The following is an 18,534-nucleotide window of genomic DNA, read 5'->3' as shown; positions in this document are numbered from 1 at the left end:
AAGAAGTTTGGCTAAGTCCACGCACATAAATGCGTGGATTTTTTAATCAACATAAGACAGTGGATTTTTGCTTCTCTGACAGTTATAAACGACTTTTACCATGAAACTCGTAAAACTAGTGTTTAGATTAGAAAAAACTAGTGACATTTCTTAATAAAACTAATTTGAAGTTGAAGACGACATAAAAAAGATGATTTTATCATATTTATCATTAATGAGAGGTTAAAGAGGTGAAAATATGTTAAGCAATGTTGGCAGAAGATTCATCTGGTTTTTGGTCGGGAGTACGATCTTTGCAACCTTTATGGGATATGCCCTGTATAAGGCTGGTCTCATTTCATTCCCAATTCCTAACTCCCAAAGAGCACTGAATATTAAAGATGGTAATCGAAATAGAAGAGTTGGTAAAATTCGAGTTACTTAGAGCTTTCTAGATCAACATTGTTTACTTTCAGTTGCTCAAATCTTGATTAATTTTAATATAGAAAATTTATTTAAGGGCAAACAGTTCGGAATAAACTGCTTGCTCTTTTTTATGATGGTCCCGATAGAATGGTTTTCCTCCATCCGTTATCAAGGACAAGCAACTAGGAGGTACTTTTTTATAGCGATTTTCAGACTATTTTATTAATTAATGTTTGAAATGGATAGGAATTATGTCACATATGGCTATAGTTAACCAATAGTGTCTCCTATAAACTAAGGATAGAAGCGCTTTCAATTTTTTAAGAAAACAAAAAAAGGAAAGAAGGTTAAACAATGAATTCTAATGTAATCAAAACACCTTTTCCTCGTTTAATTGCCGGTATTTCAATTGGAAGCTTTGGTTATAATCTAGCACTAATTACACCACTAGCATTCCTGCTAACAGTGAAATTAGCTATGCTTGACCCTGCAAACGTTACCAAGAACTTTAGTATCATTGGTCTAACTACAGGCATTATTGGTATTTTAAGTCAATACATGGCAGGCGTGATTAGCGACAGAACAACTTGGAAATTAGGACGGAGGCGCCCTTGGATTCTGATTGGTTCAATTGGGGGAGCAGCGGCACTCTACGGGGTGGGGGCTGCTAAAACCTTTACAATGGTCTTGTTATTTTGGGCACTAGCCAAACTCTTGTTAAGTTTTATGACTACGGCCATAACCGCTTTAATTCCGGATCAGGTGCCGGAAAACAAACGTGGTACTGCTTCTGGGATATATGGTCTTGTCAGTCCGCTTGCCATTATGGCTGGGATTAACTTAATGTTTATCTTAAATAGCTGGGCAATTGAAAGGAAGTTTTTATTACTTGGACTTATTTGTGTCGTCTTTGCCGTTATTACAAGCTTATTGATAAAAGAAGGAAAAGTAGAGTATCAAAAAGAGCGTGGGAAAAATGATTCCTTAACCTTAGGTGAAAAAATGTCTCGGATTTATCCAAGTCCAAGAAAACATCCTTACTTCACATTTGGAGTCTTAACAAGATTTTTCATGGGTATTGCCTATACGGCTGCTTCTTTTACAAGTGTCTATTATCTAGAACGGTTTCATGTTTCTCAGCAAGATCTAGCAGGTATTGTCTCTACAAGCATGAACATAACCATCCCAATCTTAGCAGTGGCCAGTATAATCGGCGGTGGTCTCTCTGATAAATTTGGACGCCAAAAACCATTTGTATTTCTTGCGGCAATCGTAACGGCAATCGGTATTTTAGGCTATGGTTTTGCTCCTAGTATTGGCTTTTCCTATGTATGTGGTTCAGTCATTTCCCTTGGCTTTGGAATGTTCTTAGCAGTCGATATTGCACTGATGTCAAGAGTCCTTCCACATCCTGAAGATGCAGCAAAAGATATGGGAATCGTCAACATTGCCAATGATATTGGAGGATCGCTTGCCAACTCGGCTGCAAGTCCAATTGTTGCAGCAGGGGGTTATCCATTATTCTTTGGAGTACTGGCTATCTTCGGAATACTAGCAGGAATTATTGTTAAACCAATTCCAGAATTGGAAAGGAAAGAAGCTACTAATATTGAAATTGCTCAGTAAAAAAATGATAAAATCCGCGCCTTAATTGCGTGGATTTTATCCATATGTTGGAGGTTACACGTGAATATAACCTTGATACTCATTGCAATAGCAGCGGTTCTTTTTGAAATAATGGTAGCACCTCTTATTGTAAACAACATGAGAAATAGAGGGCAAATGAGGAGGAAAAATCTTGATCCAAGTCATCAAGTTAAAAATAGAAAATCAAGATAGTCTGATGGGAGCAGATATCCTGCAGCCGCGTTTCAGCTGGATAATAGAAAGTGAAGGGACAGGCATAAATCAGTCTGCCTATCAAATAAATGTGTTTGAAAAAGAATCTTTAGGTTTTAAAAAGCTGATTTGGGATTCAAAAATGGTACATTCTCAAATTTCAGTAAACATTCCATACGAAGGTCCTTTATTGCAGAGTAAAACCATTTATACCTGGCAAGTCCGTGTTTGGGGTTCAAATGGTGAGGAATCAGCATGGAGCAGTGAAGGACATTGGGAAATGGGCCTTTTACACGAGGATGAATGGGTAGCAAACTGGATTGAACCACAGCAAGAAAATGTTGTAGAAGAACCGGAATTGACATTAGAGGATATGTTTATTAATAAGAAGAAAGGGGAGTTACCATCCCCAGAAGGTAGATTGCACCCGCCAAAATTGGTTCGTAAATCCTTCCACATTGACCAAAAGAAAATAGCGAAAGCTCGTCTTTACATTACTGCTCATGGACTTTATCATGCAAAAATAAATGGTCAAAAAATCACGGATGCAGAATTCACACCTGATTACACATCATATTCCAACTATCTACAGTATCAAACTTATGATGTTTTGCCGTATCTTTGTGATGGTGAAAATGTTTTAGGCGTGATTCTTGCGGATGGCTGGTATGCAGGCAGAATCAGTATTCCTGGAGGAAGCGCTCAATTTGGCAACAGGTTAGGACTTCTGGGTCAAATAGAAATAACTTATACAGATCAAACCAAACAGATAATTGCAACAGATGATTCGTTTTTATCATCAAACAGTCACTATTTATACAGTGACATTTTTATCGGAGAAAAACAGGATAAAAATCTAGAAAAGTCAGGATGGGACCGGCCAGGATATAATTGTTTAGAAGATGAATGGACACCCGTTGCAGTTGCTGATTATAGGTTAGATAACTTACGAGCACAATATGGTGAATTTGTTAAACCGGCTGAAATTCTATCTCCTGTTGATATTTGGAAGGATCAGAGCCAAGCATATATCATCGACTTCGGCCAAGTAATTGCAGGACGTATCCGGTTTCACGTGCACGGTTCAAAAGGGCAGGAACTAAAATTTGAACATAGTGAAGTCTTGGATGCAAATGGTGAGTTTTTTAATAATATAGTAGGAAGGAATAAAGAGCAAACGGATTATTATGTGACAAGCGGTGAGAATGAGGAGGTTTTCGAACCAACATTCACTTTCCATGGTTTCCGATATGTGCGGCTATCAGGCTTTCATTCGGAGCTTCATCGAGAGGATATCTCAGCAATCGTCTTGTACTCAAATATGAAGGTAACGGGACTTTTTACAACATCTGATTCAGAGATTAATCAACTCTGGAAAAATATTCAATGGAGCCAAAAAGGCAATATGCTGTCGGTTCCGACAGATTGCCCGCAACGAGAACGTGCAGGCTGGACCGGTGATTTACAAGTTTTTGCTCCCACCGCTGCTTTTAATATGGATGTCCAGGCATTTCTGACAAGGTGGCTTTGGAATTTACAACAAGAGCAGACGGAAGATGGAGAAATTCTCAATTTCAGCCCTGCTCCAAAGGACATTTGGAATGACAAAAAATTTACTGGAACTATTTCTTCAGCCGGCTGGGGAGATGCTATTCTTATTGTTCCTTGGGTACTTTATCAGAGATATGGGGATAAACGTATCCTTGAACAATGCTTCCCGGCAATGGAAAAATGGCTTGATTTTGTACAAAAAAGTGCAGCAGAAAATAAAGAAAATGTGGAAGAAGACTATGTTTGCTACTTATGGGATACAAAATTCCATTTTGGTGACTGGATGATCCCGAGTTTTATGCTTGGTAAAGAGCCTCAAGGACCTATCGCCTCTGCATTTGCTACCAAGGATTCTATTGCAACTGCCTACTATGCATATTCTGCTGGTTTGTTAGCTGAGATTGCAAAAATCCTGGGAAAACCAGAGCAGTCTGATTATTATCACACGCTTCATAATAAGGTAAAGGAAGCCTTTAGACTTGCCTATGTCACAGATTCAGGGATGATGACCTCAGATTACCAAGGTGTTTATACAATAGCACTGGCTTTTAATCTGCTTTCAGAAGTGCGAAAGAAAAAAGCGGTTGAAAGATTAGTAGAGTTAATTGAGAAAAATGATTATAAAATTGATACAGGATTCTTATCTGTTCCGTATATTATGGATGTCTTATGTGAAAATGGTTATGAGGAAATTGCCTATAAGCTGCTCTTCCAAACAGCCTGCCCTTCATGGCTTTATGAAGTCAAAAATGGTGCAACAACGATTTGGGAATCATGGGAAGCGATTAAACCGGATGGTACTGTTGGGGCTTTCTCTTTTAACCACTATGCATTCGGTTGTGTAGGGGATTGGCTGGTCCGCCATATTGGCGGTTTAACTCCAATTGAACCAGGATACAGTCAGTTTAAGGTCGAACCGCATTATAATGACCGATTAAAATATGCGAATACGCAATTTGAATCTATTTATGGTGATATTAAGGTGAAATGGGAGATAAAAGAAGAAAAGAAAATGTTCTTACAAGTCATGGTACCAGCTAATACAATTGCTGTTATTTCACTAACAAATGTCGATCCAGGCTGCATTCAAGAACTGAATGATTATGTGACCGAGATGGGATATTCAAATTATCAATATGATGAAAAGGAAAGAAGAGTTGAATTCACTGCACGTTCTGGACAAATTAATATTGAATACAAATTAAATGAGTTATGTAGAATAAATGAGCTTAAGAGCTAAAAGGTTAAAATCCATGAATCGCTTAAAGAAAAAGGGACCGCCTCTTATCATTGGCGGTCCCTTAACTCTAATATAGACTAATAGGTTATTACGACCTAAACGTTGGCTGAATTTGCTGCCCTCCGAAGCTCTTTGCGTGCCGCACCTGTTTCATGCGCTGCTTTGACAACCGCTGCCCGGACTTTTTCTCTTGCTCTATCATTAAACACACTGTTAGCTCTTCCCTTTAATTAGTAGGGGAGAGTAATAGTAAATCTCGTTCCTTTACCAACCTCTGAAGAAAGTTCTATCTGACCGTGAAGTTTTTCTAAGCTGCGTTTAACAAGAAATAAACCGATTCCTCGATCGTTCCCTTTTGTAGAAAACCCTTTCGAAAAGACCTGCTTAACCATATTCGCTTCAATTCCGGGACCATTGTCCGCTATTTCAATTAAAAGCTCATGATCATAATAATCAAAATGAATCAATACCTTTTTATTCTCTTGGCCGGAAAGAGCCTCTAAAGCATTATCAGTTAAGTTTCCAATAATAGTAATTATTTCATGAGTAGTTTCAGGCAGGGCAGGTTCAGGCAAGGTACCTTCTCCTGAGAAGGAAAGTTCTGCCCCCATTTCCCTTGCGTAGCTCATTTTTCCAAGTATGAACCCTGCTAGAGCGGGGTCCTTTATTTTGCTGACAATATAACCGACTTCATTTTGAAGCTGGTCGGAAATCTGGTTAATATAATCGGAAAGCTTTTCATATTGCTGCAGGTGAACTAATCCTAAAACAACATGAAGTTTGTTCATGAATTCATGGGATTGGGCCCTTAATGCCTCTGCATAAAGTGTGACCCCAGTGAGCTCTTCTGCTAACTTATTAATTTCTGTTTTGTTACGAAAAGTAGTAATGGCACCAACCATTTGATTACCGACAATAATCGGCAGTTGGTTTGCAAATAGGGTAATACCAGATAAATCAACTTCAATATTCAGACTCGGTTTCCCTGTTTCTAAGACATTTCGCAATTGAAGTTGAGGGAGGTATTGGTCCACAAAGTGGCCGACAGGGTTTTCTTTCATTCCCGCTTCTTCGAATAACCGCAGTCCTTCATTATTAATGAGTGTGATGCGGGCATCCTGATCAACAGCTAGAATTCCTTCCTTAGTTGATTGTAGCATGGCACTTCTTTCTTCAAGTAATTTACCAATTTCAAATGGTTCCAGTCCAAACATACTTTTCTTTATTTTTCTAGCCAAAAAAATTGCCCCAATAACTCCAATTAATACGCCGAAAATAACAGCTAAATAAATGACATGTTTGCTGTTTTTAACGTCTTGTTTGACCTTATTAAGAGAAATTCCTACCGCAACAGCGCCAATTTGTTTTCCAGAGTATGAATATACTGGAGTAAAGGCTCTTAAAGAGTACCCTAATGTTCCCTTTGCGATGGAGGTCTTTTCTTGACCACGGAGAACGGGTCCTTCATCGCCTCCAACAAAATGTTGACCAATTTTATCTGGACTAGGATGCGTTTTCCGTATCCCATTCATATCCATCACAACAATAAATTCGACGTTAGTTATATTAGTCATTTCACGGGTATAATTCTGTATCTCCCATTCATTTTGCTTTTGTTCCAAATTGTTAATAGTAAGGGGAGAATGCGCAACCATCCTGGCAATATTCATCGCTTTATCTGTTTGATTATTTAGTGTCGCTTCCCCTATTTCGTTACTTATGAGCAAATCGGTGACAAATAAAGCAAGTGCAACAACTCCGCAGACTAAAAAGGTAATCGTAGTTTGAAGACGAAACCGTGGTCGTTTGTTTCGCACAGGATCCCCACTTTCATTTTTTTCTTCAAGGTTATAACCTGTACTTATTCATTGGACGGCCAACGGAACCGTATTGGATTTCCATTACAATCTCGCCTTTTTTTTCTAGATAATCTAAGTAACGGCGAACGGTTACGCGGGCTAAGCCAATGCCTGCGGCAACATCTTCAGAAGAAAGAGGTTCAGCTTGTCCTTTTAAAAATTGTACTATTTGCTGGAGGGTTCTGTCATTCAACCCTTTTGGCAAATAGTCCTCTGGCTCGCCTCCCTTGAGTTGAACTCCCACTAAAGCGTCCAAATCTGCTTGCTCAAGGGGTTTATTTTCCTTGAATTTTTTAAAATTTTGACGATATTGATCAAGTGCTGTTTGAAAACGGTCAAATCGGAATGGTTTGACAATATAATCCACAACACCAGCCCGGAAAATCTCCTGGATATGGTGTGGATCGCGATTGGCTGTTAAGAGAATAACGTCTAAAGGATAATGGTTATTTCTAATGGTTTGTAACAAAGTAAGTCCATTTGTGTCTGGTAAAAAGAAATCAAGTAAAACGAGATTTGGCTTTTCATCATTAATGAATGAAATAGCCTCTTTACCAGTGAAAGCTTTTCCAGCTAACTTAAAGCCAGGAAGCTTGGAAACGAATTGAGCATTAATCTCCATGACCATCGGGTCATCCTCGACAATCAAGACTTTGATTGGCTCCATACTTTTCTCCTTTGATATCTTTTCTACCATTATACCCTACTTTTTTTCCTATCCTCAAAAAAACAGCCACGGTTTTCGTGGCTGAAGTCTTTTATCCAGTTTTACAGGAGGTTAGGCTGTTTTACTAATAGATTGCTTGGAATTCACATTCTCATCGAACTCATTTTCCATTTTCGAAACAACAACTGTTGCGACCCCATTGCCAATTAAGTTTGTTAAGGCACGAGCTGTAGACATAAACCGGTCAACCCCTAGAAGAAGGGCAATCCCTTCAACAGGAACACTTGGGAAGGCAGCTAGCGTTGCCGCCAAAGTAACAAACCCGGAGCCTGTTACACCAGCTGCTCCTTTGGAGGTAAGCATTAACACACCAAGTAATGTGACCTCTTGACCAAAGCTTAAGTGAACCCCGAAAGCCTGGGCAATAAAGAGGGCAGCCATAGAAAGATAGATAGATGTTCCATCTAGATTAAAAGAGTAGCCTGTAGGAACAACTAGACCGACAACTGACTTGGAACAACCGTATTTCTCAAGCTTCTCAACCATTTTAGGAAGAGCTGATTCAGAAGATGATGTGCCTAGTACTAAAAAGATTTCATCTTTGATATAGCGTATAAATTGAAAAATATTAAATCGATAGAACTTTGCAATTCCGCCTAAAACGATAACAATAAATGCTAACATGGCTAAGACAGTCAATCCAAACAATTTTCCAAGAGATACGAGGGAACCGATACCAAATTCACCAATTGTATAGGAGATAGCACCGAACGCTGCTATAGGTGAATAGTACATAATAATATTTACAATCCGAAAGAATGTTTCAGACAGTTTTTCAAAAAGATCAATAACTGATTTTCCTTTTTCTCCAAGCCCAGATAAGGCAATTCCAAACAGAACGGCTAAGAAAAGAATCGGTAAAAGCTGGCCGTTTACCATTGCCCCCAAGAAGTTATCAGGAATGATTCCCATGATAAAATCCATGAAACTGTGACTTCCTTCGGCGGCTTGTTTAGTAAATTGAGTAATATCTGCTTTCGCGCTATGTGCATTAACTCCCGCACCAGGTTTAAAAATAGTGGCAAACAGGATTCCGATTGCCAAAGATATAGTGGAAACGATTTCAAAGTATAATAATGCTTTTCCGCCGATCCTGCCGACTTTTTTCATATCCCCCATGCCAGCAATACCAACGACAATTGTTAAGAAAATAATTGGTGCAATAACCATCTTGATCATTTTAACAAAAATATCCGATAAGACTTTTAAATCTGCACCTGTTTTTGGAAATAAGGCACCAAAGATAATACCAAGTACAATTGCGATTAAAACCTGGGTTGTAAGACTTTTAAAATTGATTTTCATTTCCCAATCCTCCGATTCTTATAAAATTGTAAACACTTACAAAAGTGAATCAAGCCAAGATGTAAACTCTAATTGAAAGTATAGATTTTATAGAATAGTCTGACAATGTTTTGGTTATATCGTTCTTTTTGGTGATTTTGGTCACAATTTGTTCACAAATTTCATGCAGTAACAAAAAACCACGAAAGTCTACTAAGGAGTAGGGCTTTCGTGGTTCTTCTTGCGATATTCGGCGGGGGTAACGCCATGAATTTTTTTAAATGATTTATAGAAAAAGGTAATATTGGTGTACCCAACTTTATTTGCGATCTGATCGATTGTAAAATCAGTATTCTCTAACAGGGTGCAGGCATTTTTTATTTTTAATTGATGTGATAATTCAATAAATGTCTTGCCTAAGTTGGTTTTTAGTAATCTAGTTAGATGATTCGGATGAAAGTGAAACTTCTCAGCTGTTTGTTCTAGTGTCATCGCCTGATAATTTTGTTCCATATAACTTAGAATCTCCGAGATAATCGCTTTCTTAAAGGTTGGTTCTTCTTTGTCCTTAGAATAGCTATTATAAATCCTTAAAAGCTCTGTAAAAATTAACAGCATATATGAATTGATTGCCTCATTCGAGCAAAGCTGCGGATGAAAGAATTCTCCCAATGCTTGGATGATGATTTCTTTAAGTCGATTGTTGGGACCTTTAGGAAAAATGATATACCGGCTATCTTTCTTTTGTTGATAAATGGCATTTACGAAAAAATCGGTTAATAAATCATTTCCGGATAGTCTTTGAAGCAGTGCCGAATCAAAATAACTTGTTCGAATCATGATGTTGATAATAATATCATTTTCGGAGGCGCTTTCAATTCCGTGCATAACATTGGTATCTAGTAAACAAAGATCTCCTTCTTTGAGGATAACCTCTTTGCCATTAATGAATTGTGTACAAGTACCTGAGTATACATAGTTCATTTCAATAAAGGAATGTCTATGGTCAGTAAATTTGATAAAACGAGGATGTTTTAAAAATACAACATTTTGATCAGGTTTAAAAAAATAATCTACCGGTACAATGTCGGGAGCTTGAATGCCCGTAGAAAAAGTTAGTTCTGAGTCTTCTAAGTGGGAATAATGTCTTGGGTGTTGGGGCGTGCCTGAATACTTTCTTTCATATTCACTCATTTCCATCAATTGTTTTTCAATAATGGTCGTATCCATATTCATCACCCTCCTTTATTTGCATGAAATTCCTATAGATATAGTTTATCAATTTCTTATTCCTTTATATAGTACTAAAAGAGATTTACGTGTGTTTGGCTGCCGGCAAACAGGAAATTCTAATCCATTTAACTTGGGAAAGAGGAATGAAAATTCCCATTAATAATTCTTTCGATTAGCGAAATACCATGCTATACTAATAAAAGTCACCAACAAAAACATTTTGAGAAGGGTTGTCTATGGTAAATGTCGAGTAGTATGATAAAAGCTTTTATTAGTCTCTTTTTGGTTTCTGTTTTATGGGGTTGTAATTATCCGGTCAGTGCCTATTTACTGCAAGGATTTTCACCTGTTTTTTTATCAACCGTTCGAATTTGCTTTACCTCACTTTTTTTGATTATCGTTGCCTTGATTCATAAAGGAATGAAGCGACCCACCATCTCAGAGTGGAAATTCCTAGTGGGTGTAGGGATTTTTGGAACACTGTTAAATCAAACCTTTTACTTTACTGGTCTTCATCATACAACACCCGCAAACGCCTCATTAATTATTTCCTTGGCACCGATAGCCACCATTTTGTTGGAACGGATTATTTTTAAGGTCAAGTTTACCATTAAAAAATCGGCAGGAGCCTTTATTAGTTTAATTGGTGTTTTTTCAATTATTGGTGTTGCAAATGGCGGTTTGGGAATCTCATGGGGAGATTTTAACATACTAATCGCCATGCTTTGCCTCTCAATTAGTATATTATTTATCCGAGGTTTATCAAAAACCATGAACACATTTATTATTACGATATACTCAACCGTACTAGGAAGTGTACTGATGATTCCTGCTGCCGGTGTCGAAAGTTTTGTGAGCGGCACTGTCATCAGCCATTCTCTTTTTATGTGGATTTTGTTAATTTTTGCTGGGATCATGGCTCAAGGTATTGCCGGGTTTTGGTGGAATAAAGGCGTAGCTAAAGTGGGTGCAGGTACAGCTTCAATGTTCATGAATATCCAGCCGTTTGTCGCGATTCTTGCCTCCCATTTTATTTTAGGGAATCATATCTTGCTGAATCAAATCATTGGCGGTATTTTGGTATTACTAGGCGTATTTATTGCAAATATGCCATCGGCTAAAACCGTGGTTTCTACTGGGTCAAATAAAGCGGTAATGTAAAGAGTCCTCCCACTGATAGGGCTAAATAACAAAAACTATCAATACATCCTGAGAAATGGATAGGGATGATAACACCACAGAAAAAATCTGTGGTGTTTTTTGGTATTTAAGAATTAAGGTTGGCAAATAAGGACAATAAATTGGTCGAATCAAGTTATAGGAAAAACGTCATTTTCTAGTATTATATAAATATATCAGTAAGCGTTTCCAACCGAGAGGTGATGTTAATGACAAAATACAGTATTGCTGTTGATATTGGTGCGTCTAGCGGCCGGCTCATATTAGGCTACCTAGAAAATGGATTATTAAAACTAGATGAAATTCATCGTTTTGAAAACAAAATTGTCAAAAAAGGCGACTCCTATTGCTGGGAAGCCGACAAGCTTTTTCAAGAAATAAAAAATGGATTAAAAAAGTGCAATGAACTTGGCATAAAGCCGGATAGTATCGGAATTGATACTTGGGCAGTCGATTTTGTGTTATTGGATGATAAGAATCAACCATTGACTGAAGCAGTTTCTTATCGTGACCCAAGAACAGACGGTATGATGGAGCAAGTTTTTGAAAAGATCATGAAGGAGCGTCTGTATCTAGAAACAGGCATCCAGTTCCAAAAGTTTAATACCATTTATCAATTATATTCGATTAGACAAAACGCACCGGAAATCTTAGACCAGGCAAAATCATTCTTAATGATTCCGGATTACTTTAACTATTTGCTCACAGGGAAAAAAGCAAACGAATACACAAATGCTACATCTACACAATTAGTCAATGCTTTTACAAAAAAATGGGATCATGACTTATTAGATCTATTGGGAATTAATAAAGAAATGTTCCACGAAATTAAAACGCCAAAGACGGTTCTTGGAACATTAAGGGAAGAACTAGTTTCAGAGTTAGGCTTTGACCTTCAAGTGATTCTACCGGCAACACATGATACAGGTTCAGCAGTAATTGCCGTACCCGAAGAAAATGAAACGATTTATATCAGCTCCGGTACATGGTCGCTGATTGGAGTAGAAAATTACTTCCCAATCTGTGTAACAAAAGCACTCGATTACAACTTCACTAATGAGGGCGGAATCGATTATCAATACCGGTTCTTAAAAAATATTATGGGTCTCTGGATGATTCAAGAGGTTAAACGTAACTACAATAATGAATATTCATTTGCCGAACTAGTCGATTTAGCTAGAGAAGCTAAGGACTTCAGGGCTATTGTTAACGTGAATGATGACCGTTTCTTAAAACCTGAGAACATGATTCAGGAAATCATGAATTATTGTGTGGAAACAGGTCAGCCGATTCCTAGCACACCGGGAGAAGTCGCAAAATGCGTATATGATAGTTTAGCAGATAGCTATCAGGATGCCGTTCACGAAATTGAGGAAATTTTTGAAAAGAGATTTGAAAAAATCAATGTCATTGGCGGCGGCTGTCAAAATGAAATGTTAAATCAACTTGTCGCTGATATAACAAAGAAAGAAGTATATGCAGGACCAGTTGAAGCTACTGCGATCGGTAATATCGTGGCGCAGTTAATGGCCCTCGATGAAATTGAAGATATTAAAGAGGCGCGCACGATTGTTAAAAAATCATTTGAGGTAAAGAAATATTTACCAACGGCACCGATTACAAACTAACCATGGAGAGGAAGAAAATACATGTCTATTCAAGAAAACTATGAACTTGCTAAAAAGGCTTATGAAAAATGGGGAATTAATGTTGATGAAGTCATTGAAAAATTAAAAAATGTACCTATATCTATTCATTGCTGGCAGGGCGATGATATTGGAGGATTTGAAGTCAATCCGAACGAATTATCTGGTGGAATTTCTGTTACTGGAAATTATCCTGGTAAAGCGTCAACACCGGAAGAATTAAGAGCTGACTTAGAAAAAGCACTTTCCTTAATTCCAGGTAAACACCGCGTTAATTTACATGCGATTTATGCGGAAACAAATGGAGAAGTTGTAGAAAGAGATCAATTAGAACCAAAACACTTCGAAAACTGGGTGAAATGGGCAAAGGAAAATGGTTTAGGTTTAGACTACAACCCAACGCTTTTCTCACATCCGAAAGCAAATGATGGCTTGACGCTTTCTCATCCAAACGAGGAAATTCGGGAATTCTGGATTAATCACTGCATTGGCAGCCGTAAAATTGGTGAGTACTTCGGAAAAGAACTTGGTACACCGGCCTTAACAAACATTTGGATTCCAGATGGCTATAAAGATATTCCTAGTGACCGCTTAACTCCAAGAAAAAGATTAAAAGATTCATTGGATAAAATTTTTGCAGTAGAAACAGACGAGAAATACAATCTTGATGCGGTTGAAAGTAAAGTATTTGGAATTGGCTCTGAATCTTATGTAGTTGGTTCACATGAATTTTATCTAAATTATGCAATGAAAAATGATAAATTATGCTTACTGGATACAGGACACTATCATCCAACCGAAACAGTATCCAATAAAATTTCTTCAATGTTATTATTTAGCGAAAAGCTTGCATTGCATGTTTCAAGACCTGTACGCTGGGACAGTGACCATGTAGTTATCCTTGATGATGAACTAAAAGAAATTGCCTTAGAAATTGTACGTAATGATGCGTTAGACCGTGTTATCATCGGACTTGACTTCTTTGATGCCAGCATCAACCGTGTTGCTGCATGGACAATTGGAACTCGCAATATGATCAAGGCATTATTATCTGCAATGTTAGTACCAAACGAGTATCTAAAACAGCTTCAAGAAGAAGGAAACTTTACTGAAAGATTAGCGTTAATGGAAGAATTCAAAACTTATCCATTTGGTGCGGTTTGGGATTACTATTGTGAAAAAATGGGCGTTCCAGTAAGAGAATCTTGGTTAGAAGAAGTAAAAGCGTATGAGCAAGAGGTTTTATTAAAGCGATAAGTGGATTTTTTGGGGAAGACTCAAATAAGGAGAATGATAGACTCCTTTTTGGGTCTTCTTTTTTAGAAAAAGAAGGGATTCTACAAAAAATTGAAGAATTAAACGAAATAAATGAAGAATTCTACGAAGTTTTAAGTTATTCTACAAGATAAAGAAGGAATTCTACAAATTAATAAAAGAATTCTACATTAATTGTAAATTAATTCCCAATTTGATTTGATGGGAGGGTTCAGATGAATAGTACTGATTTGCGGTCTTTACTTGAAACCAACAACACCAGGGAGGCACCTGATTGGAATGTTATTAAAAACACCTATAATCCAGAACCGGTAAATGAAGTAAATGGTGAGCCAGTATACAATTTCAATATGATCTTTGATCCCACAATTAATCCGATTGAGGATAACATTTTCATTTCTCAGTGTCCCGTCGCCGCGCTCGTCCCTATGCATATTCATCAGTATATTGAATTAATTTACGTCTACAAAGGGAAATGCACGGTTACCATGGAGGACCACGAAATAAACATTTCTGAGGGCGGAACCATTATGATTGATAAAAACACCCCTCATACGATAAACGAGACATCAAAATCTGATATCATTATTGAAATGAAGCTTAAGCATGACTATTTATCAACCGGCTTCCTCAGCCGTTTCACGAATAAGAGTATTATCTCCCAATTCCTAATTGACTCCCTGATCGATAGTCGAAGAGCAAATAACTATCTTTTCTTCCCTTTTGAAGTACATTCAAAAGTGGTTGGTATTATGGAGCAAATTATGTGCGAGTATTTTGAAAAGGATGTTTTTACGGCGGAAATGATTGACGCGTACCTTTTCATATTGTTTACTGAATTAATTCGCCACAGTAACAGTTCCAATACAAAACAGAAAGACGATCTTAAGCAGAAAGATGCTATTGTTCTAGAGTTTCTAAAGTACATTGACGATCATTTTAAGGATTGCAGCTTAACGGAAATGGCAGATCACTACAAATATCACCCAAACTATATTTCTGCTGTCCTTAAAAAAGCAACAGGTAAATCCTTTAAGGATCTTCTTCAGATTCAAAGATTAAATAAGGCCGCCTTATATCTCTCTAACTCAGAGCTTCCTATTCCTGATATTGCAGAAGAAGTGGGCTATTCAAGCTTATCTTTTTTCTATAAAAAATTTAATGAAGTTTACCTCCAGACACCGAAAGAATATCGAGATAACAGGTCTCAAAATGATATTACTAAAAGTCAACTCACGTAATGAAACCGCCTAAACAGCGGTTTTATTTTTTTGAGAAAAAGTGAGGTATCATCAAAATCTTTGATTCGAGCAATAAACCTCTTTGTTTTTAATATTAAAACCCTTGAAAACGCTTGCTACAATATAGGTAATCAGCAGGATATAAGAATACAAGGAGTGTTAAAAATGGAATTTAACTTTCCAGCCAATTTTCTTTGGGGTTCGACGACAGCAGCATATCAAGTTGAGGGGAATAATTATAACAGCGATTTCTGGGCGGAAGAGCATGCAGATGGCTCACCATATAAAGATAAATCAGGGGATACCATAGATCATTACCGGCTTTATCGAGACGATATAGCCCTGATGGCCAGCCTAGGAGTGAACACCTACAGATTTTCGATAGAATGGTCGAGAATTGAACCAGAACCGGGGCAATATTCTCGTTCGGCGATAGAACATTATCGGGATGTGCTTGAAACATGTCATAAATACGGTATAACACCAGTAGTTGCTATGCATCACTTTTCTTCACCTAAATGGCTAATGAGACTTGGAGGATGGGCCAGCCCGGAGGTTCCAGATCGTTTTGCAAAGTATTGTGAAGTGGTATTTCGTGAAATAGGCCATTTAATTCCTTACGCCCTAACGATGAATGAAATAAACCTGCCCGTTATGCTGCGTGAGATTTTCTCGAAAATCGGCTTTATACCTCCTGTCGGGATTGATAGAAATGCCTGGACGGCACCTAAATGGAGGGAGTCGGCTGCAAAATTGTGTGGAACAACGATTGAAAATTACTTCACGTTCCATATGATTTCGGATGAGTCCTCTATTAATATTTTAAAAGAAACGCATCGAAAGGCACGTGAGGCAATCAAACGGATTCAGCCAAATACCAAAGTAGGCTTATCGATGGCTCTATCAGATATCCAGTCCATCCCTGGAGGCGAGGAATTGGCCGCGCAAAAATGGCACAGTTATTTTAGACAATATTTACCGATGTTAGAAGGGGATGACTTTTTCGGATTACAAAATTATACACGAGAAGTATACGGCCCGGAAGGACAAGTGAAGCCTGCCGAAGGAGCTGAACTTACACAAATGGGATATGAATTTTATCCTGAAGCTCTTGCTAACGTGATTCGCAATGTCTCTAAAGACTTATCCCTACCAATTATGATCACAGAACACGGTATAGCAACGGATGATGACGATAGACGTGTAGAATTTATCCAAAGAAGTTTAGAAGGTGTGAAGGCTTGTCTGGATGAAGGGCTTGACGTCAGAGGCTATCTTCACTGGACAACTTTTGATAACTTTGAATGGCAATCCGGCTATTCGATGAAATTTGGCTTAATTGAAGTAGACCGAACCACACAGGAACGAAAAGTAAAAGAAAGCGCACGTTTGCTAGGTCGTATTGCACAAATGGACACATTCGTATCAAAATAAATTACTGGGGCTCCCGGGTCCAGCTCGGGGGCTGACAATATCTTTGAAACGCGCAATACACTGCTTTACTTTTAACATTAAAATCTTTGAAAACGCTTGCTAAAATTGAAATATCAAAAAGGGAGGGGTTTTAAGCAAGGATTACAACTAAATGTTCAATTCCCAAACGTTTACCTAAATTAACGGTTTAAAATTAGAGGGGGTTAAATCTATGGAAAATAGTATGATGAAGAAGACGCCTTTTGGAAGATTATTAGTAGCTGCAATGCTTGGTGTGGGCACCTCGATCGCGCCGTTAGTACTGCTTGGATTTGGACTTTCTACATTTATAGTTATTAAAATAGTTGGACAAGAGCATGCAACTGCTGCCTTTGCTACAGCATCTGGGATTTCCGGTATTGCTGTCGTTATTTTTGGACTTTTTAGCGGAGTCATTGCTGATAAGACCCGGCTAAAGATGGGTAGAAGAAGGTTTTGGATGATTGCGGGAAGTATTGGTGGAGCTTTATCCATGTTAGCACTTACGTTTGCTTCATCCATCCCGGTGTTTATCATTGCTTTGTGTTTAACAAATTTCTTTTATGGTATGGTATCACTTTCATGTTACGCCATTGTTCCTGAACAAGTAGAACCAGAGAAGTTTGGACGCGTTTCAGGTCTTATCGGTGCAGCAGCACCAGCTTTCGTTATGACCGGACAGATGATTATGGGAGCTTTTGCTAAATCTACTCTTGAAGAAAAAATGATAACAATGATTATTGTCCAACTGATTGGTGGGATTTTAGCAGCCCTTTTAATAAAAGATAATTATTTTGCAGGGGCAGCAAATAGTGAGAAAAAGTCCATTGGGATTCGAGGTTTCTACCCAAGTGTTAAAAAGTATCCGTCTTATACTTGGGCATTATTAACAAAGTTATTTATTAACTTTTCAAATGCTGGAATGGGTATGTTAACTCTTTTCTATATTGCAAGATTTCAATTGGATCAAACAAAGATTTTTCAATTAATGGCGCTTACCGCACCTGCAATTATGTTAATGGTTGCTGCTGGGATCCTTGGAGGATTTCTATCAGATAAGGTGAAAAAACAAAAGCCGTTTGTTATGGGGGCAGCCCTTGTAACAGGGATCTGTTTAATTGCCTTTGCTTTCTCGACAAACATTACCTGGGTTATTGTTGGTAACTTTATCTTTAACTTTGGTTTTGGAATGTACGGTGCAGTAGATAACGCCCTTGTAAACCGAATTCTCCCTTCAAAAGAGAATGCAGCAAAAGATATTTCTATTATGAATACAACAACAAATTTGTCAGCTACATTAGTGAATTTTGCAGCACCTGCCTTAATCGGTTTAGGAGTAAAGTTATTTGGCGGAGATGGATATACTCTCTTCTTCTTGGTTTTAGCTGCATTCTCTATCTTTTCTGCTGTTGTAGTCCTGCCTATTCCTGAAATGGGATCTAAACAGGAAAGCAGCCATGATGCTACAAACGAAATAGTTATATAATCAATCATTGAAAAATGAAAAAGGGGATGAATGTTCTTGGTAGACATTCATCCCTGTTGTCTTTAAGTATTTGCAAGGTTTTTTTAGAAACAAAGTATGGATTGAGAGGTATAAGAA

13 protein-coding genes are annotated in these 18,534 nt (G+C 37.8%); 9 read left to right on the top strand and 4 right to left on the bottom strand.

Features of this window, described 5'->3' with window-relative positions; genetic code table 11:
* Positions 1–238 precede the first annotated feature (238 nt).
* The 3 genes from COD92_RS06405 (at position 239) to COD92_RS06395 (ending at position 5,035) form a co-directional block, all read left to right on the top strand.
* Positions 239–424, top strand: coding sequence for a hypothetical protein (locus tag COD92_RS06405; protein ID WP_098528448.1), 186 nt, complete (start codon positions 239–241; stop codon positions 422–424).
* 335 nt (positions 425–759) lie between these two features.
* Complete coding sequence (locus tag COD92_RS06400) at positions 760–2,031, top strand: MFS transporter (protein ID WP_098528449.1); 1,272 nt, start codon at positions 760–762, stop codon at positions 2,029–2,031.
* Positions 2,032–2,203: 172 nt separating this feature from the next.
* Positions 2,204–5,035: an alpha-L-rhamnosidase gene (locus tag COD92_RS06395; RefSeq protein WP_218014457.1), complete on the top strand. Its 2,832-nt coding sequence runs from the start codon at positions 2,204–2,206 to the stop codon at positions 5,033–5,035.
* 230 nt (positions 5,036–5,265) lie between these two features.
* On the opposite strand, the gene dcuS is transcribed toward COD92_RS06395, so the two are convergent.
* The 4 genes from dcuS to COD92_RS06375 all read right to left on the bottom strand — a co-directional run bounded on the left by dcuS (position 5,266) and on the right by COD92_RS06375 (position 10,135).
* Positions 5,266–6,852 carry a DcuS/MalK family sensor histidine kinase gene (gene dcuS / locus COD92_RS06390; protein ID WP_098528450.1) on the bottom strand — a complete coding sequence of 529 codons (1,587 nt, stop codon included), beginning with the start codon at positions 6,850–6,852 and terminating at the stop codon, positions 5,266–5,268.
* A 31-nt stretch (positions 6,853–6,883) separates the two neighbouring features.
* Positions 6,884–7,561 (bottom strand): response regulator, encoded by a 678-nt coding sequence (locus COD92_RS06385; RefSeq protein WP_098528451.1) that lies wholly within the window; start codon positions 7,559–7,561, stop codon positions 6,884–6,886.
* A 111-nt stretch (positions 7,562–7,672) separates the two neighbouring features.
* Entirely contained in the window at positions 7,673–8,926 is a 1,254-nt protein-coding gene (locus COD92_RS06380; RefSeq protein ID WP_098528452.1) for a dicarboxylate/amino acid:cation symporter, read from the bottom strand.
* Positions 8,927–9,118: 192 nt separating this feature from the next.
* Positions 9,119–10,135, bottom strand: coding sequence for an AraC family transcriptional regulator (locus COD92_RS06375; protein WP_176541109.1), 1,017 nt, complete (start codon positions 10,133–10,135; stop codon positions 9,119–9,121).
* 246 nt (positions 10,136–10,381) lie between these two features.
* Here COD92_RS06375 and COD92_RS06370 point away from each other — a divergent pair, with 246 nt between their 5' ends.
* The 6 genes from COD92_RS06370 (at position 10,382) to COD92_RS06345 (ending at position 18,417) form a co-directional block, all read left to right on the top strand.
* Entirely contained in the window at positions 10,382–11,299 is a 918-nt protein-coding gene (locus COD92_RS06370) for a DMT family transporter (RefSeq protein WP_098528454.1), read from the top strand.
* Between the two features lie 227 nt (positions 11,300–11,526).
* Complete coding sequence (gene rhaB, locus COD92_RS06365; protein WP_098528455.1) at positions 11,527–12,945, top strand: rhamnulokinase; 1,419 nt, start codon at positions 11,527–11,529, stop codon at positions 12,943–12,945.
* 21 nt (positions 12,946–12,966) lie between these two features.
* Positions 12,967–14,220: an L-rhamnose isomerase gene (gene rhaA / locus COD92_RS06360; RefSeq protein ID WP_098528456.1), complete on the top strand. Its 1,254-nt coding sequence runs from the start codon at positions 12,967–12,969 to the stop codon at positions 14,218–14,220.
* Between the two features lie 233 nt (positions 14,221–14,453).
* Positions 14,454–15,479: an AraC family transcriptional regulator gene (locus COD92_RS06355; protein WP_098995965.1), complete on the top strand. Its 1,026-nt coding sequence runs from the start codon at positions 14,454–14,456 to the stop codon at positions 15,477–15,479.
* A 165-nt stretch (positions 15,480–15,644) separates the two neighbouring features.
* Positions 15,645–16,913: a glycoside hydrolase family 1 protein gene (locus COD92_RS06350; RefSeq protein ID WP_098528458.1), complete on the top strand. Its 1,269-nt coding sequence runs from the start codon at positions 15,645–15,647 to the stop codon at positions 16,911–16,913.
* Between the two features lie 211 nt (positions 16,914–17,124).
* Positions 17,125–18,417, top strand: coding sequence for an MFS transporter (locus tag COD92_RS06345; RefSeq protein ID WP_098995964.1), 1,293 nt, complete (start codon positions 17,125–17,127; stop codon positions 18,415–18,417).
* The last annotated feature ends 117 nt before the right edge of the window (positions 18,418–18,534 follow it).

Source organism: Bacillus sp. AFS037270, from assembly GCF_002585305.1.
This window is presented reverse-complemented; position numbering and strand designations above follow the sequence as displayed.

Excerpts from the sequence above, each read along its gene's own strand:
- COD92_RS06370 (WP_098528454.1), top strand. The coding sequence starts at position 10,382 with ATGTCGAGTAGTATGATAAAAGCTTTTATTAGTCTCTTTTTGGTTTCT.
- COD92_RS06385 (WP_098528451.1), bottom strand. The coding sequence starts at position 7,561 with ATGGAGCCAATCAAAGTCTTGATTGTCGAGGATGACCCGATGGTCATG.
- COD92_RS06355 (WP_098995965.1), top strand. The coding sequence starts at position 14,454 with ATGAATAGTACTGATTTGCGGTCTTTACTTGAAACCAACAACACCAGG.
- COD92_RS06405 (WP_098528448.1), top strand. The coding sequence starts at position 239 with ATGTTAAGCAATGTTGGCAGAAGATTCATCTGGTTTTTGGTCGGGAGT.
- COD92_RS06345 (WP_098995964.1), top strand. The coding sequence starts at position 17,125 with ATGGAAAATAGTATGATGAAGAAGACGCCTTTTGGAAGATTATTAGTA.
- COD92_RS06350 (WP_098528458.1), top strand. The coding sequence starts at position 15,645 with ATGGAATTTAACTTTCCAGCCAATTTTCTTTGGGGTTCGACGACAGCA.
- COD92_RS06375 (WP_176541109.1), bottom strand. The coding sequence starts at position 10,135 with ATGGATACGACCATTATTGAAAAACAATTGATGGAAATGAGTGAATAT.
- COD92_RS06400 (WP_098528449.1), top strand. The coding sequence starts at position 760 with ATGAATTCTAATGTAATCAAAACACCTTTTCCTCGTTTAATTGCCGGT.
- rhaA (WP_098528456.1), top strand. The coding sequence starts at position 12,967 with ATGTCTATTCAAGAAAACTATGAACTTGCTAAAAAGGCTTATGAAAAA.
- COD92_RS06380 (WP_098528452.1), bottom strand. The coding sequence starts at position 8,926 with ATGAAAATCAATTTTAAAAGTCTTACAACCCAGGTTTTAATCGCAATT.
- rhaB (WP_098528455.1), top strand. The coding sequence starts at position 11,527 with ATGACAAAATACAGTATTGCTGTTGATATTGGTGCGTCTAGCGGCCGG.